Below are 16,104 nucleotides of genomic sequence, written 5' to 3'. Positions count from 1 at the left end.
ACATGAAAGTAGTTATCGCGGAAAAACCGTCTGTTGCAAGGGATCTGGCTCGTGTTATGGGAGCCAAGGAAGTGAATGACGGCTATATTTCGGGTAATGGATATGCATTTACCTATGCGTTTGGCCATCTGGTGCAGCTATGTACGCCGCAGGCATATGGTTTTCATACCTGGTCGGTTTCTAATCTGCCTATTATACCTGCGCAATTCAAGCTGGAGTCTAAGAAAGTAAAGAAAGACGGTAAGCAAATGGATGACGGAGGGGCTTTAAAACAGTTGAATACGATTAAAGGGTTGCTGGATAAAGCCGAAGAGGTGATTGTAGCGACGGATGCGGGGCGCGAAGGAGAATTGATATTTCGTAATATTTATTATTATCTGGGCGCAAATGTTCCCTTCAAGAGATTATGGATTTCCAGTCAGACAGATAAAGCGATAAAAGAAGGATTTGCCAATCTCAAAGAAGGAAGCGAGTACGATAGTCTTTATATGTCTGCAAGGTCGCGTTCCGAATCGGACTGGCTGATCGGTATCAATGCGACACAGGCTATTACTCTGGCTGCCGGCAATCGTGGATTACTGTCTCTGGGTCGTGTACAGACGCCTACACTCGCGATGATCTGCTCCCGTTTTATCGAAAATAAAAACTTCAAACCGACTGCTTTCTATAAGATCCAGGCGCAGTTTGAAAAAGAAAATATCAAGTTTAAAGCCACATCTAACCGAATAGATCAGAAGGATCTGGCAGAGGAAACACTGGCAAAACTAACCGTTGGAACTTCGGCCAAAGTGACCAAAGTAGAAGGAAAGGAAGTAAAAGAACCTCCTCCTTTGCTGTATGATCTGACCAATTTACAGCAGGATGCCAATAAGAAATACGGATATTCTGCCGATCAGACACTCAGTATTGCACAGACCCTCTACGAAAAGAAGGTGATCACTTATCCACGTACAGGCAGCCGCTACATCGGAGAGGATGTATTTGAAAAAATAGAGGAGCTTTTCCAGCATCTTGCAGATACTGCTGAAGAGGGGATCGCAACAATAAGCCGAAATCTGATTGGTGCCAAACTCAATAAGCGCTCTGTAGATGATAAAAAAGTAACAGATCACCATGCCCTGCTTGTTACGGATGAAAAACCTTCTGCTATGCTTAAGGAGCAATCCAATATATATAATATGATTGCTAAACGTATGGTGGAAAGTTTCTCTGATGTGTGTCTTAAGGATATCACTACCGTCATCATGGATGCAGAAGGAGTGGAGCTGATCGCCAAAGGAACAGTTATCAAGCAGTATGGCTGGAGACTGTCTGCGGATCAGCTGGAACAACCGGAGGACGATAAGAAGGATAATGATGATGCAGATACTGAAAACGCACAGTTGCCGAAGCTTTCAGCGGAAGAATTACTGGAAATACTGGCGTTGGATCTGATGGAAAAATTTACCAAGGCCAAACCTATCCATACAGAAGCTTCTCTCTTAAAAGCAATGGAAACTTCAGGTAAGGAGATCGATGACGATGAGATGCGCCAGGCGATGAAGGACTGTGGATTGGGTACACCTGCTACACGGGCTGCGACTATTGAAACGTTGTTTCAACGTGATTATATCCGAAGAGATAAGAAGAAACTGATTCCTACCGATAAAGGACTGGCCGTGTATAACCTGGTGAAAGACAGGGCTATCGCAAAAGTGGAACTGACCGGTAAGTGGGAACAGAAACTGGAAGAAATGCGTGCAAATAAAGTCTCCTATGATGTGTTTATGAAACATATCAAGGACTTTACGGTCCGTATCACTAAAGAATTGCTGCAATTGCGGATTTCACTGACACAGGATGTGGAACCACCCAAACAGACTGTCTCTATAAAATGTCCTAAATGTGATAAGGGCAGTATGATTCTGTATGAGAAAGTAGCGCAATGTGATCATTACGCAAGAGGTTGTGACTTCAAAATATGGCGAACGCTCTCCGGTGTCACATTGGAAGAAAAGGAAATGAAAAATTTACTGGAGAAGGGGAAGACCAGCGCATTGAAAAATCTTCAGGATAAAGGAGGTAAAAAAGTAGACGGTGTTTTGGTTTTTGAAAATCTGAAAGTAAGTATTGCATAATCATTCCTGATCAGAAGAGATCCTTTAGCATTTCCCAGGTACGTTGCGGGTTTGAAGCAATCAGATAAATCATTTTAAAAATTCCGTTTAAGCATTCCAGAAGTACCATAAATACTGGAATAAGGAGATAGGACAGCTTGCTGTGTTTGTATTTGAGTGTATGTATATTCGTCAGCTTCTTCAGCATTGGCATTATATCTTCTCTATAATAATAGAGTAACAATGCTATAAAGAGCAGGTAAAAAGACAGACGGAAAGTAAAGGCTATTTTGAAACTATACGGCATAATAGTAAGATCGATGATCAGAATGTTCACTATTATGGGAATAAGCATTAATGCCCCGATAATGACAGTTCTTTTATAAAGAAGCAATAATGCGGCTATAATCTGTGAAATTCCGATAAAATATTTAAAGGGTTGGTGATCAAAAAGATACCAGCCTGTTTTGAAGAGCGAAAGATCTTTTATGGGAGTTGCCAGTTCCTCAGTTGTCAGATTCCCAAACTGACCCCCGGAAAGTTTACCGATACCATAGGATAGAAAAATAAATGCTAATAAACAGCGGATAGAAAGAATAATAAGATCTAAAGTCTTTTCCTGATTAATTCGTACTTTCATTATTTATAACTGGTTTGTAATTAACAGATAGATGCCGGAAACTACAACATTCCATAAAGAATTAAAAAAAATGAGATACCGCTGGCGTAGAATCCAACACATACCGAATGCAAATCACGTTTTCTACAGGTTGAAAAGGTGGACAAAACTTATGGAAGCCTCTCTGTGGATAATTAAGTGCAGTATGTAAAGGAATTCTTGACAGTATGTAAACTTTTTTATATTGGAAATAGGCTACTTTTGTATCCTTATGTCGACAACATTATATAATCCTTTTAAAACATTTAAGTTTGATAATAATACCTGTTTTCTGACAGGTCAGCCTCTGACGTCAGCAGACGAGCAGATTCAGGTCTTTCCGGTATGGATGATGCGGGCTTTTGATCTGGAAGAAAAGCCGTTCAAGATGTTGGACGAAAATGTAGTGACATATAAATCATTAAAACTTCCATGCAGTGCTGAAGCTGCATTGACCATCGAAAAAATGGAGTCGGAGGTGGAACGTGCTTTTGCCGAAGGTTATACTGCTGTTAAAAGTCTTCCTCCTGTTACTCTTTTTCAATGGATGGCAAAAATTGTATACGGAGTTGTATTTAATGAGATTCAATCAGGAATACGCCAGCAGGTGTTATCCGGAGAGGATATGAATTTTTCACAGGCGCTTGTGCAGAAATTTAAAAATCTGCATGCAATGTTACAATCCCTGCTTATACCTATGGAGTTTGAAAATACGTTGCCTTTTTCACTGGTTGTCGTGCCTGTAGATAACCCTCCTCAAACCTTCAACTACCGGGATGAGATAAATACTTTGATTTTTTCACTTCGTATGAATGATTTTGGACTTATTGCCTGCTTACAGGATAATGCTACCAATAATATCTATCATGAAGAGGCGTTACAGTTGCTGGCAGACAAACAATTGCACCCTATACAATTTGAAGAATTAGCAGCACGATATTTTTATTCTGCATATCTTTTCAACAGACTCCCGGAATATACGTACTTACATACGCCTGCAATGGTGTATGTAGAACCTATGCCGCTGGCTGATATGTCGATGAAACCTATATTTGATCATTGGCAGGTGAAGACTTACGGGCAGGTATTGGAAAACTTCTGGAAACCCTGGGGCTTTATATTGTTTGAGATTATCAAGGATCCTGAACATCCGATGAGTTTCATTGCGAATGAACAGAACGCCTTTATTCCGAATACGGAGATTACCCTTCCGTTAGCATAATATAAAAAGTCCCGATCACATGCAGCGATCGGGACTTAGCTGATTTATTAACAATTATACTTTTTTGAGATCTTATTTTAAGATTTCACGGGCTATGACCAGACGCTGAATTTCGGAAGTGCCCTCATAGATCTGTGTGATTTTTGCATCCCGCATCAGACGTTCGACATGGTATTCCTTGACATATCCATATCCTCCGTGGATCTGTATTGCTTCAATTGTTGTTTTCATTGCGACTTCTGATGCGAATAATTTGGCCATAGCAGCTGCTTTACCATAAGGTTGTCCGTTATCTTTGAGCCAGGCGGCTTTATGAATAAGGAGTCGCGCAGCTTCTATTTCCATTTCCATATCAGCCAGTTTGAATTGAATCGCCTGATGTTCGGAAATCGGTTTACCAAATGTCTTCCTTTCCTTAGCATATGCCAGTGCGAGTTCATAGGCTCCCGCCGCAATACCCAGTGCCTGTGCAGCAATACCTATACGACCTCCGTCAAGTGTTTTCATGGCAAATTTGAATCCGAATCCATCTTCACCTATACGGTTTTCTTTAGGTACTTTGACATCCGAAAACATAAGAGAGTGTGTGTCTGAACTGCGGATACCTAGTTTATTTTCTTTCGGGCCTATGGTGAAGCCTTCCATTCCTTTTTCTACAATCAGAACATTAATACCCCGATGACCTTTGTCTGGATGTGTCTGAGCAATTACGAGGTAGTAATCTGCATTTCCACCGTTAGTAATCCAGTTTTTTGTTCCATTCAGCAGATAATGATCTCCTTTGTCCTCTGCAAGTGTATGCTGTGAAGTCGCATCAGATCCCGCTTCAGGTTCTGACAACGCAAAAGCGCCTAATTTTTCACCGGAGGCAAGCGGATATAAATACTTATTCTTTTGTTCTTCCGTTCCGAATGCATCTAATCCGTAGCATACGAGAGAGTTGTTTGCAGACATGATGACAGCTGCTGAAGCATCAATCCTGGCTAGCTCCTCCAGCACGAGCGTATAGGCGATTGTACCCATGCCGGCACCACCATATTGCGGATCGACCATCATGCCCATAAAGCCAAGTTGTCCCATCTGCTTAACATGTTCATAGGGAAATTTGGCCAGTTCATCACGCTCGATCACACCCGGTTTAAGATCCTGTTGTGCAAAGTCACGGGCAGCCGCCTGTATCATTTTATGTTCTTCGCTTAGTTCAAATATCATAACGCGCTCATTTTTGATGGTTTATATCCAAATATATTAAAAATATATTATGCATGCATAGTAAAATTTTATTTTTTATCTCTTCATTGTCACAATTTGGAGTTGAAATTTGTTTATAAAATAAAATCTACTATATTAGTAGGGTAAACAGGTTTTTAATTTAATAACATTAAGAAATTATGAGTTTAAGATTAGGAGACGAAGCCCCGAATTTCAAGGCGCAAACAACAATAGGAGATATTGATTTTCATGATTATATCAAAGACAGCTGGGTTGTATTTTTCTCACACCCTTCAGATTATACACCGGTATGTACGACTGAGCTGGGCAGGACTGCCAAACTTAAATCAGAGTTTGATAAAAGAGGGGTGAAGGCACTTGCTTTGAGTGTGGACAATCTGGAAGACCATCACAACTGGGTAAAGGATATTAATGAAACGCAGGATACGACAGTCAATTTTCCGATTGTAGCGGATGTCGATCGTCATATTTCTGAGTTGTATGATATGATCCACCCCAATGCTTCAGCTACTGCAACAGTACGTTCTGTATTTATTATCGGACCTGATAAGAAGATCAAACTGACCTTGACTTATCCGGCATCTACAGGACGTAATTTTGATGAAATACTACGTGTGATTGATTCCTTACAGCTTACCGCTGATTACTCTGTAGCTACACCTGCAGATTGGAAACACGGAGAGGATGTGATCGTTGTACCGGCTATCAAAACAGAAGATATCCCGGCTAAATTTCCAAAAGGATTTAAGGAAATAAAACCTTATCTGCGTACAACTCCGCAGCCGAATTTGTAGCAATTACGATCATCATAAATGCCTTTCATAGTGTCTTAATTTATGCACAATGAAAGGCATTTTTATTTGCTGGAACTACCATCTGCCCCCGGCTCCTCCTCCGCCACTTGACCCGCCTCCGAAACTTCCTCCCGATGAGCCGGACGAACCCGAAGAGCCGGATGAACCGGAAGATCCTGAGGAACTGCTTCTGACTTTTTTAGGTATAGTGACTTTGCCTAACTCTATCTCATACCTGCAATTTCTGCAATCCTGTTTTTCTATACCTGTGCCTGAGCTGGAATAAGTGGCTGCTGTTATTGTTTTGACATAAGGAGTGTGGAAGGTAAAGAAGTGACATTTGGGACACTCCTCATAGGAAGAAGCCTCTTCTCCGTCAAAACTATTCACCTGAATTTTTCCGGACAATGTGTTTTTCCAGAATTCGAAAATTTTGGAATTGACCTTTTGTTCGGTTCTCTGACCATCGTTCAGATATTTTGTAAGTTCCTTTGTGCTGATTTCATCCTTATTTATTCGTTTCCATTGTCCTGACTCATCCGGAGGAATAAAGCGGACTTTTACTTTATTTCTGAATTTGGATACCGCAAACAGGTCAAAGAAAGCTAGCGGAGCGATCAAAGGGATCAGCAAAGTTCGTGTTGAAAATTTGGAAAGGGCTGTGGACTTACTTTCATCATCCTGGTACGAATCGCTGATGAGTGTTCTTGATTGGTTGTACTTCATGGCCAGAATCAGACTGCCCAGTATCGCTAAAAATATAGGAAGATTTTTTAGTTTAAAAACTTCCTCCAGATTATTAAATCCAAATGCAAAGATAAAGACACTGAAGAATATCAGTATTCCGAAACACCCGCAACCGCTTACAACGGGATGTAGTCCTTTTTTGATTTTAACCCTCCCAGATACGGATTTGGTAATCCATCCGAGATAGAGGTATACTATCAATACGATTAATAAAATGATCCCTGCTTTATTTAAAAGTTCAGCATGTTTGAACCAGAATGAGTTATTACGTTTGAGTATAGAATCCAGTTCCTTTACCGAATCAGGAGCAAACAGAGATTGCTTAATGGCCTGCATGGCAGCTATAACTCCGGCATCATAGTCTGAATTGCGAAAATGAGGAACCAGAAAAGATTCACCTACTCTTTTGAGATAGGCATCAGGAAGAAGAGCTTCCATTCCGTAACCGGTTATAAAACGATAATAATGTCTGTCCGTACCAATAAAAAGCAGCAGGCCATTATTTGCTTCCTTTTTACCGATCCCCCAGGTATTAAAAAGACGGTGCGCAAAAGCAAAGTCATCATCTCCTTCAAAATCACGGACAACAACTACTGCGATTTCAGCTTTTGTCTTTGCTTCAATTTCAACTGCCATCTGATTTATTTCAGATTCAGCAGCACTGCTGAGTATGCCGTTTGGATTGCTTACATAATAATTCTGTCCGTTCTCTTTAGGATTTGGAATCTCCTCTACAGTATATTGAGCCTGTGCAGTCAGGGATCCGAAAAGGAGGAAAGCATGGATAACTATACAAGATATGGTATAGAATAAGACATGCATGAAACTCTTGTTGTTTTTCATTTGGTATTACTTACTTCTCTAAGAATCCGATCATTTATTTCGGGGGTGTTGGTTATTTCTTCACAATTCATATATAATACGAAAGAAACATAAATGTATTGTACTTCACCGAATATAAAAAAAACTGAAACATAAATAACAAAAAAGAGCTTCATCTTTCTAAGGATGAAGCTCTGTTCGTATTATAAAGGTATTTTTAAAAGACTTTTACCATGTAAATATAGTCTTGCAATTGTTTGATCTGATCTGTTCTTGATAAGTTGGACAGACTATTCTTTTTATTTAAAACGATGTCTCCGTTTAATGAATTAGCGGGGATTTCATTTAATGCATCTAACAGGATTTTAGTTTTAATTGCAAAACCTGCACCGTCAAGACCAGTTTGTTTACCGCTGATAATACCGATGATATTTCCTTTATTATCCAGTACCGGACCTCCACTGTTACCAGGATTGACCGGAATAGATATTTGATAAGCGATGGTGTCGCCGGCATATCCGGTTGCGGAACTCAGATATCCCTGTCCGTAGACCGCTTCATCACGAGGGAATCCGATAGTATAAATATCTTCTCCTAAATCTGAAGATCTTGATTTGAAGGTATAAGGGATACTTTTAAGCTTTCTGAAATTACTGTCATTAATATGCAGAATAGCCAGATCTTTTGCTGCATCCGTATAAATAACACTTGCTCTGAATGAATCTCCTTTGTTATTCTGTAAGTGGATGGAGTCAGCACCGTTGATCACATGAAAATTGGTCACAACATAGCCGTCTTTAGTCACCATAAAACCTGTAGCTCCGTAGTGACTGTCTACTTTATTGTTGATATCTTTTTTCTTGGTGTCGATATTGCGTAATGCTGCATTATGTTCGTTGACATTGCGCTTTACATTATTCATATCTCTACGCAGAGCACTGTAGTCTGTCGATGCTTTCTCCAGATTGGTATAGTATCCGCTCATCCATAAAGTCGAGAATACGGATATAATAGCAACAGCTGCGGCTACGGCGATATTTAGTTTAAAGCGTGCCTGAATCGGAACAACAGGCGTTTCTTTTGTTTGTGTTTTATGTTTATGACTGCGGTGGTAGGATGCCGATACATTTTTTAGCTGATTTTTGAAATCCATGCGAGCCGATACAGACTGCATATCGCTGATAAATATACGGTGTTGTTGAAGCTGGATACTGAAAGTCGGATTTTCAGCACAAAATGCTTCAAAGGACACGCGCTCTTCCGTGGTCATCTCATTTCGAAGGTATCGATCTGCGAGGTCATAAAATTCTTGTTGACTCATCATTGCCATGACACTGGTCCTTATTATTATATTAGTTACAAATTAATTCTCACTCTGAAAAAAATACTTTTTCAGCCTTTGCAGGCATTTGTATTTTTGAGTTTTGGCATTGTCAGTATTCGTATAGCCGAATTTTTCACAAATGTCCTGCATCGAACGATTCAGGATATAAAAATCATGAAGAATCGTTTTACAGGGCTCTCCCAGTTTGTTCATGGCTTCTTCCATTTGTGCAAATCTGAGATCCAGCTCTTCGTGTTTATCGATGTCATCTTCATATTGAAGGGTATCTTCATAATCACGAATGTCATTTGTTGCATATCCTGCACCATTACGATTGAGCTGCTTCAACCATAGTCTTCTGCAAATCGAATACAGATAGGTTTTAAGTTTACTTTTCAACTCAAAATCTCCGTGTGATACTTTATCATAAAGCACTATTACAGCTTCCTGAAAAATATCTTTCGCTTCTTCCTCACTACCATTATTCTGGATAATCATATGGCTGATACTGGGATAATATAACTTGTAGATTGCATCTAAAGCTAAATGATCACCAATCAGAATTCCATCGATTATTTCCTGGTCATTTTCCGGAGTGAATGATTTGCTAAACTTACTCACCTATTAATACCTTTTATAACTAATAGTAACCCAACTACTTTGATGAATTTGAAACTTTTAACGAAAAGCATGTAGTTACTCATTCCAAACGTACACTATTTTTTTTAAAATGGATAGGATTATTTGGGCATTTTTTGAATTAGAACGGTTAGTATTGCCGGAATGTTGTGTCTCAAAGATTTATTTTTTAACAGTGACTTTTGCCACATTTGTCACTTTTCGCAAATCCTGAATATACAACCGGCTCTAATCTTTAAATTCAACAGATAAATCGATTTATCAAGTCTTTTTATTATCTTCAATCTGAAAACAAACCTATAACACTGAAATTCTAAATGCTGTTCAGTTTTTAGAATTAACATGATCTGCCTATGAAAAAGAAAATTTCCTTATTTGCCTGTCTTAGTTTTATGACTTTTGGCTTTGCCCAACAAAATCCTGTGATCAAAGGCTGGTATGCTGATCCGGAAGGTATTGTATATAACAATACATACTGGATATTTCCGACGTATTCTGCTCCATATGAGAAGCAGATCTTTTTTGATGCTTTTTCATCCAAAGATCTGGTTCATTGGGATAAGCATGAACGGATATTGGATACGGCTGCTGTCAAGTGGGCTAAAAAAGCAATGTGGGCCCCCAGTGTAATTGAAAAGGGAGGAAAGTATTATCTGTTCTTTGGGGCAAATGATGTGCATCAGGGAGAGGTAGGAGGGATTGGAGTCGCGGTGGCGGACAAGCCTGAAGGTCCTTATAAAGATGTATTGGGTAAGCCTCTTATACAAGATATTATTAATGGTGCACAACCCATTGATCAGTTTGTCTTTAAAGATAAGGATGGCAGCTATTATATGTATTACGGAGGGTGGAAACATTGTAATGTTGTGCGTCTGAAGGATGACTTCACAGGTATACAGCCATTTCCGGACGGACAGTTATATAAAGAAGTAACTCCTGAAAACTATGTAGAAGGTCCATTTATGTTTATTCATAATGATAAGTATTATTTTATGTGGTCTGAAGGGGGATGGACCGGACCAGATTATAAAGTCGCCTATGCTATTGCCGATTCTCCGTTTGGGCCGTTTGAAAGGATCTCTACTATCTTAGAACAGGATTTGACGATAGCTGTCGGAGCAGGTCATCATTCTGTGATAAAAGCTCCTGATGCTGATAAATACTTTATGGTGTATCATCGTCGCCCTATTGGTAAAACCGGTGCGAATGAAAGAGAAACCTGTATTGATGAATTGAAATTTGATAAGGATGGCTATATCTTACCTGTAAAAATGACGTCTGCAGGCGTCAGTCATCCCTTGAAATAAGGTAAGTATAAAAACTTTCAGCAGAAGTTGTGTCTGTAAAGATCGGAACAGTGAGAAATGACTTCTATTTAAAGCAAAAAAAAAAGCATCCACATTATGTGGATGCTTTAAAAGCGGTCTGGACGGGACTCGAACCCGCGACCCCATGCGTGACAGGCATGTATTCTAACCAGCTGAACTACCAGACCTAATTTTTTAATTGTAATAAAGAACAAATTTGAAGTTTTCACTTCATTTGAAGCGGTCTGGACGGGACTCGAACCCGCGACCCCATGCGTGACAGGCATGTATTCTAACCAGCTGAACTACCAGACCTCAAATTTTTAATTAAATAAAGAACATTTATGAAGTACTACTTACTTCTTTTTTTTTAGCGGTCTGGACGGGACTCGAACCCGCGACCCCATGCGTGACAGGCATGTATTCTAACCAGCTGAACTACCAGACCTTTTTCCTTCCTGAGAAGGTGTGCAAATATAGCGTTAATTTCTTTATTTGCTAATAATTTTTGAAAAAAAACTACTCTACAGTTCCCTCTTTCATCTTTTCTGCATTCTCAGCAAACTGTAATGCATCGATAATTCCTTGAATATCACCATCCATAACAGCAGGTAAGTTGTACAATGTTAAACCAATACGGTGTTCGGTAACTCTACCTTGCGGGTAGTTATACGTCCGTACTTTTGCCGAGCGGTCACCTGTAGATACCATTGTTTTTCTTTTTGCTGCAGTATCGCCGTGTTTCTTCTGAACTTCCAGCTCATACAATTTGTTACGGAGCATCTCCATCGCCAGTTCTCTGTTGGCCAGTTGTGAACGCTCTACCTGACATACCACTACGATTCCTGAAGGTTTGTGTGTTAATTGTACTTTGGTTTCTACTTTATTTACGTTCTGACCACCGGCACCTCCCGAACGGGATGTCTGCATTTCAATATCTCCGGGATTCAATTCTACGTCTACATCTTCTGCTTCCGGTAATACTGCAACTGAGGCTGCTGATGTATGTACGCGACCCTGCGTCTCTGTATCCGGTACACGTTGTACACGGTGTACTCCTGATTCATATTTTAACTGGCCATAGGCGTCGTCTCCGATTACTTTAAGGATGACCTCTTTATAGCCTCCTGAAGTTCCTTCTGTGACATCCATCACTTCATTTCTCCAGCCTTTAGTTTCGAAGAAGCGGGTATACATGCGGTAAAGATCTCCTGCAAATAATGCGGCTTCGTCACCACCTGTTCCTCCACGAATCTCAATAATCGCATTTTTAGCATCTTCAGGATCTTTTGGAATAAGCATAAGACGAATTTCTTCTTCTTTCTCTTCTTTCTGTCCATACAGTATGTCCAGCTCTTCTTTGGCCATCTCTCTAAGCTCCTGATCTTTCTCGTTTGCCAGAATATCTTTATTTGCATCGATGTTGCTGACCATGTTTTTGTAAATATGGTACTGATCAACAATTTTACCCAAATCTTTATACTCTTTATTCAGTTTGGCAAAACGTTTCATATCACTGATTGTATCAGGATTGCTTAATTCAGCTTCCACTTCCTGCCAACGTTCTTTTATAGCTTGTAATTTGTCTAACATAAAATCAAAATATGACGACACTCCGGCCAGCGGCTAAGATGTGTCTTTTTTTAGTGCACAAAAATAAGGAAATTTTGTCGCTTTTTATAAGTTATATTAATGGGAAGAAACCACCTTTAACCCTATTATCGAAGCGATTAAAGTGAAAATGAAGAAAACTCTCCAAAAGTCAACGGGTTCTTTAAAGAAAAAGATGCCCATGAGTACAGTGCCTACTGCACCTATTCCTGTCCATACAGCATAGGCCGTTCCCAGCGGTAATGTTTGTGTGGCCTTCATGAGTAAGCCCATACTGAGAAACAAAGAGATCAGGAAGCCCAGGTACCACAGATACATCTGCGTCCCCGATGTTTCTTTTGCTTTTCCCAGGCAGGTCGTAAAACCTACTTCAAATAATCCTCCGATGATAAGAATAATCCAATTCATAATCTGTCTCTAAATATGTAGGGCAAAGGTCTGAATTACAAATTTAAATCGGAGTCTTTTTACAATTTTTTTAATTGCTGAATTGCGCTTATGCTGTTGTAGGCTCACTATTCCACTGCAGCAACTCTAACGTTGTGCCATTCCAAACCGCATAGGATTTACCTTTGAACCATTCCCCCAGATTAATAATCTGACTTTCTGAAGAAAGCGGAAGATAGTAAGAAAGGTGACGGTGGCCGAAAATATAGAAATCAAAGTGTTGAGTGTTTTCCAGTTGTCTGGCATATTGGATCAGCCACTCCTTATCTTCGCCCAGAAAGATCTCATCTATATCATTGGCCGCTCTGCTGGATCTGGACCAGCGCTGTGCTATTCCGATACCCAGATTAGGATGCAGTCTGGCAAATAGCCATTGACAGGCTCTGCTACGGAATATTTTTTTTAGAATCTTATATTTTTTATCTCCATCTCCCAAACCATCTCCATGATGTAAATAGAAGGATTTGCCATCTCTGATTATTTCAAGCTCATTATCTATAATATTCGCTCCAAGCTGATCCCGCAGATATCCAAACATCCACATATCGTGGTTTCCTTTGAAGAAGGTGATTTTTACTCCTTCGTCTGCTAATTCAGCTAATTTTCCCAGAAAGCGGATGTATCCTTTAGGAATCACGGACCGGTATTCAAACCAAAAGTCAAATACGTCCCCCATAAGATAGAGTTCTTTTGCATCGGATTTGATGTGATTTAACCATCTTACTATCTCATGTTCACGGGCAATTGATTTTTCTTCAGGATAGGAACCTAAATGAAAATCGGATGCGAAATAGATATTTTTTCTGTCAGACATTTGTTCAAAACTACCTAAATCAGTCTAATATTCAAATTCGGACACGGACTAAATTGCAATCCTGGCCTCACATCCAGAAAGGAAAGGTCACATTGACAACCTGATCATCTGCACTCCGGATAGAAAGTGAAATTAAAATCCGCCTCCTGCGGGTGTTGAGTTCGCACATAAATTAGTAGATTTGTGGTAATAGCATTAATGTATAAGCAAATTTATGATGAACAAGAAATTAGGATTGATCTTAATGGTGTTAAGTATGACCGCATTACAGCAACAGCATGTTTCGGGGCAGACCGGGCCTCAGGTAAAAGCTTACCCTTCAACACAAAAGGGTAATGTAAGCGATGATTTTTTTGGTGTTAAGGTTGCAGATCCTTACCGTTGGTTAGAAGATGACCGTTCTGCTGAAACAAAAGAATGGGTATTAAGTCAGAATAAAACAACTTTTGATTATTTGAATGCAATTCCTTACCGGGATGAACTGAAAAAACAATTGACAGATATATGGAATTATGAGAAAGTAAGCACACCATTTGTAGAAGGGGCATATACTTATTTCTATAAAAATGACGGATTGCAGCAACATTCTGTTCTGTATCGTAAAAAAGGAGATAAAGGTAAAGAAGAAGTTTTCCTTGATCCTAATACATTTTCGAAAGACGGATCTACATCTTTATCTGATGTGAGTTTTTCAAAAGACGGTAGTCTTATGGCCTATTCTATCTCTGAAGGTGGTTCTGACTGGAGAAAAGTAATCGTTCTGAATACAAATGACAAGTCAACGGTAGGGGAGACGCTTATCGATGTTAAATTTTCCGGAGTTGCCTGGAAAGGAAATGACGGATTTTACTATTCCAGCTATGACAAACCAAAAGGTTCGGAATTGTCTGAAAAGACAGATCAGCATAAATTATATTATCACAAACTGGGTACTGCACAGTCTTCTGATAAATTGATCTTTGGCGGAAGTGAAACACCGAGACGTTATGTGGGAGCCTATCTGACAGATGACGAAAGATTTTTGATCATTACAGCTGCAAATACCACCACAGGAAATGAGCTTTATTTTAAAGATCTGTCCGATCCGAAATCAACAATCAAAACTGTTGTAGGTGATTTCAATTCCAATACTTCTATTATAGACAATATCGGGGATGTATTTTTTCTGAAAACTAATCTGGATGCACCGAATAATAAGTTAGTAAAAGTAGATAGTAAAAATCCAACAGCAGCTAACTGGAAAACTGTTATTCCGGAAACAGAAAATGTATTGAGTATTTCAACAGGTGGAGGCTATATTTTTGCCAATTATCTGAAAGACGCGATCTCTGTTGTGGAGCAGTATACGTATGAAGGGAAAAAAGTCCGTGCGATCGAACTGCCTGGAGTCGGTACGGCTTCCGGATTTGGCGGAAAGAAAAAAGAAAAAGATATTTATTTCAGCTTTTCAAATTATATCACACCATCATCCAGTTTCAAATTTAATGTAGAGTCCGGTAAATCGGAGCTTTATATTAAACCTAATGTTAAATTTAATCCGGATGAATATGAATCTAAGCAGGTATTCTATACCTCCAAAGACGGAACGAAAGTGCCGATGATCATTACTCATAAGAAAGGATTGAAGCTGGACGGTAAAAACCCGACTATAGTATATGGATACGGAGGCTTTAATATCAGTCTGACTCCGGGATTCAGTGTTGCTACTGCAACATGGCTGGCAAATGGCGGAGTATATGCCGTTCCGAATTTACGTGGCGGAGGTGAATATGGTAAAAAATGGCATGATGGCGGTCGTCAGTTTAATAAATTGAATGTGTTCAATGATTTTATCGCTGCAGCTGAATATCTGCAACAAAATAAATATACTTCCCCGGAATATACCGCACTATCGGGAGGTTCTAACGGAGGGCTGTTAGTGGGAGCGACAATGACGATCAACCCGCATGTTGCCAAAGTAGCATTACCGGCTGTAGGTGTACTGGATATGTTGCGTTACCATACCTTTACTGCGGGTGCAGGATGGGGATATGATTATGGAACCGCTAATGACAGTAAAGAAATGTTTGAATATCTGAAAGGGTATTCTCCTGTACACAATGTGAAAGAGGGAGTATGCTATCCTGCTACATTAGTGACTACAGGTGATCATGATGATCGTGTTGTACCTGCACATTCCTATAAGTTTGCGGCAGAGTTGCAATCAAAACAGAAGTGTGCTAATCCTGTCTTAATCCGTATTGAGACAAAGGCAGGCCATGGTGCAGGGCGCTCTACAGATGTGGTGATCAATGAGACTGCAGATAAGTTTGCCTTTACCTTGTGGAATATGGGAATCACTACTTTGAAGTAGCAGATTCTAATATGATATAAAATATCAAGGGCCGCCC

General features: G+C 39.7%; 13 protein-coding genes and 3 tRNA genes. 5 read left to right on the top strand and 11 right to left on the bottom strand.

Features of this window, described 5'->3' with window-relative positions; translation table 11 throughout:
* Nucleotides 1–2 precede the first annotated feature (2 nt).
* Nucleotides 3–2,117 carry a type IA DNA topoisomerase gene (locus I6J03_RS06020; protein WP_201694225.1) on the top strand — a complete coding sequence of 705 codons (2,115 nt, stop codon included), beginning with the start codon at nucleotides 3–5 and terminating at the stop codon, nucleotides 2,115–2,117.
* 10 nt (nucleotides 2,118–2,127) lie between these two features.
* Here I6J03_RS06020 and I6J03_RS06015 read toward each other — a convergent pair whose 3' ends face one another.
* On the bottom strand, nucleotides 2,128–2,736 hold the full coding sequence (locus tag I6J03_RS06015) for a hypothetical protein (RefSeq protein WP_003008294.1): 609 nt from the start codon (nucleotides 2,734–2,736) through the stop codon (nucleotides 2,128–2,130).
* A gap of 250 nt (nucleotides 2,737–2,986) precedes the next feature.
* Between I6J03_RS06015 and I6J03_RS06010 the strand changes: the two genes are divergently transcribed.
* Nucleotides 2,987–3,976: a hypothetical protein gene (locus tag I6J03_RS06010; RefSeq protein ID WP_003008292.1), complete on the top strand. Its 990-nt coding sequence runs from the start codon at nucleotides 2,987–2,989 to the stop codon at nucleotides 3,974–3,976.
* A 72-nt stretch (nucleotides 3,977–4,048) separates the two neighbouring features.
* Here I6J03_RS06010 and I6J03_RS06005 read toward each other — a convergent pair whose 3' ends face one another.
* On the bottom strand, nucleotides 4,049–5,188 hold the full coding sequence (locus I6J03_RS06005; protein WP_003008290.1) for an acyl-CoA dehydrogenase: 1,140 nt from the start codon (nucleotides 5,186–5,188) through the stop codon (nucleotides 4,049–4,051).
* Nucleotides 5,189–5,367: 179 nt separating this feature from the next.
* Between I6J03_RS06005 and I6J03_RS06000 the strand changes: the two genes are divergently transcribed.
* Nucleotides 5,368–6,003, top strand: coding sequence for a peroxiredoxin (locus I6J03_RS06000; RefSeq protein WP_002997239.1), 636 nt, complete (start codon nucleotides 5,368–5,370; stop codon nucleotides 6,001–6,003).
* Nucleotides 6,004–6,078: 75 nt separating this feature from the next.
* Here I6J03_RS06000 and I6J03_RS05995 read toward each other — a convergent pair whose 3' ends face one another.
* The 3 genes from I6J03_RS05995 to I6J03_RS05985 form a co-directional block, all read right to left on the bottom strand.
* Entirely contained in the window at nucleotides 6,079–7,593 is a 1,515-nt protein-coding gene (locus I6J03_RS05995) for a TPM domain-containing protein (protein WP_003008288.1), read from the bottom strand.
* A 196-nt stretch (nucleotides 7,594–7,789) separates the two neighbouring features.
* Nucleotides 7,790–8,896, bottom strand: coding sequence for a S1C family serine protease (locus I6J03_RS05990; RefSeq protein ID WP_236586218.1), 1,107 nt, complete (start codon nucleotides 8,894–8,896; stop codon nucleotides 7,790–7,792).
* Nucleotides 8,897–8,935: 39 nt separating this feature from the next.
* The gene (locus I6J03_RS05985) at nucleotides 8,936–9,517 is read right to left on the bottom strand and encodes an RNA polymerase sigma factor (RefSeq protein ID WP_002997234.1); all 582 of its coding nucleotides are present in this window, start codon (nucleotides 9,515–9,517) and stop codon (nucleotides 8,936–8,938) included.
* A 371-nt stretch (nucleotides 9,518–9,888) separates the two neighbouring features.
* Between I6J03_RS05985 and I6J03_RS05980 the strand changes: the two genes are divergently transcribed.
* Nucleotides 9,889–10,842 carry a glycoside hydrolase family 43 protein gene (locus I6J03_RS05980; RefSeq protein WP_003008281.1) on the top strand — a complete coding sequence of 318 codons (954 nt, stop codon included), beginning with the start codon at nucleotides 9,889–9,891 and terminating at the stop codon, nucleotides 10,840–10,842.
* 114 nt (nucleotides 10,843–10,956) lie between these two features.
* Here I6J03_RS05980 and I6J03_RS05975 read toward each other — a convergent pair.
* The 6 genes from I6J03_RS05975 to I6J03_RS05950 all read right to left on the bottom strand — a co-directional run bounded on the left by I6J03_RS05975 (nucleotide 10,957) and on the right by I6J03_RS05950 (nucleotide 13,714).
* Nucleotides 10,957–11,030, bottom strand: a tRNA-Asp gene (locus tag I6J03_RS05975).
* Between the two features lie 53 nt (nucleotides 11,031–11,083).
* Nucleotides 11,084–11,157, bottom strand: a tRNA-Asp gene (locus tag I6J03_RS05970).
* Between the two features lie 59 nt (nucleotides 11,158–11,216).
* Nucleotides 11,217–11,290: transfer RNA gene (locus I6J03_RS05965), tRNA-Asp, on the bottom strand.
* A gap of 71 nt (nucleotides 11,291–11,361) precedes the next feature.
* Nucleotides 11,362–12,435: a peptide chain release factor 1 gene (gene prfA, locus I6J03_RS05960; protein WP_003008279.1), complete on the bottom strand. Its 1,074-nt coding sequence runs from the start codon at nucleotides 12,433–12,435 to the stop codon at nucleotides 11,362–11,364.
* 96 nt (nucleotides 12,436–12,531) lie between these two features.
* Entirely contained in the window at nucleotides 12,532–12,861 is a 330-nt protein-coding gene (locus I6J03_RS05955) for a DMT family transporter (protein ID WP_003008276.1), read from the bottom strand.
* A gap of 88 nt (nucleotides 12,862–12,949) precedes the next feature.
* On the bottom strand, nucleotides 12,950–13,714 hold the full coding sequence (locus I6J03_RS05950; protein ID WP_003008275.1) for a UDP-2,3-diacylglucosamine diphosphatase: 765 nt from the start codon (nucleotides 13,712–13,714) through the stop codon (nucleotides 12,950–12,952).
* A 214-nt stretch (nucleotides 13,715–13,928) separates the two neighbouring features.
* Between I6J03_RS05950 and I6J03_RS05945 the strand changes: the two genes are divergently transcribed.
* Entirely contained in the window at nucleotides 13,929–16,067 is a 2,139-nt protein-coding gene (locus I6J03_RS05945; protein WP_003008273.1) for a prolyl oligopeptidase family serine peptidase, read from the top strand.
* Nucleotides 16,068–16,104 lie beyond the last annotated feature (37 nt).

The sequence above is a fragment of the Sphingobacterium spiritivorum genome, assembly GCF_016724845.1.
Classification (GTDB): domain Bacteria; phylum Bacteroidota; class Bacteroidia; order Sphingobacteriales; family Sphingobacteriaceae; genus Sphingobacterium; species Sphingobacterium spiritivorum_A.
This window is presented reverse-complemented; position numbering and strand designations above follow the sequence as displayed.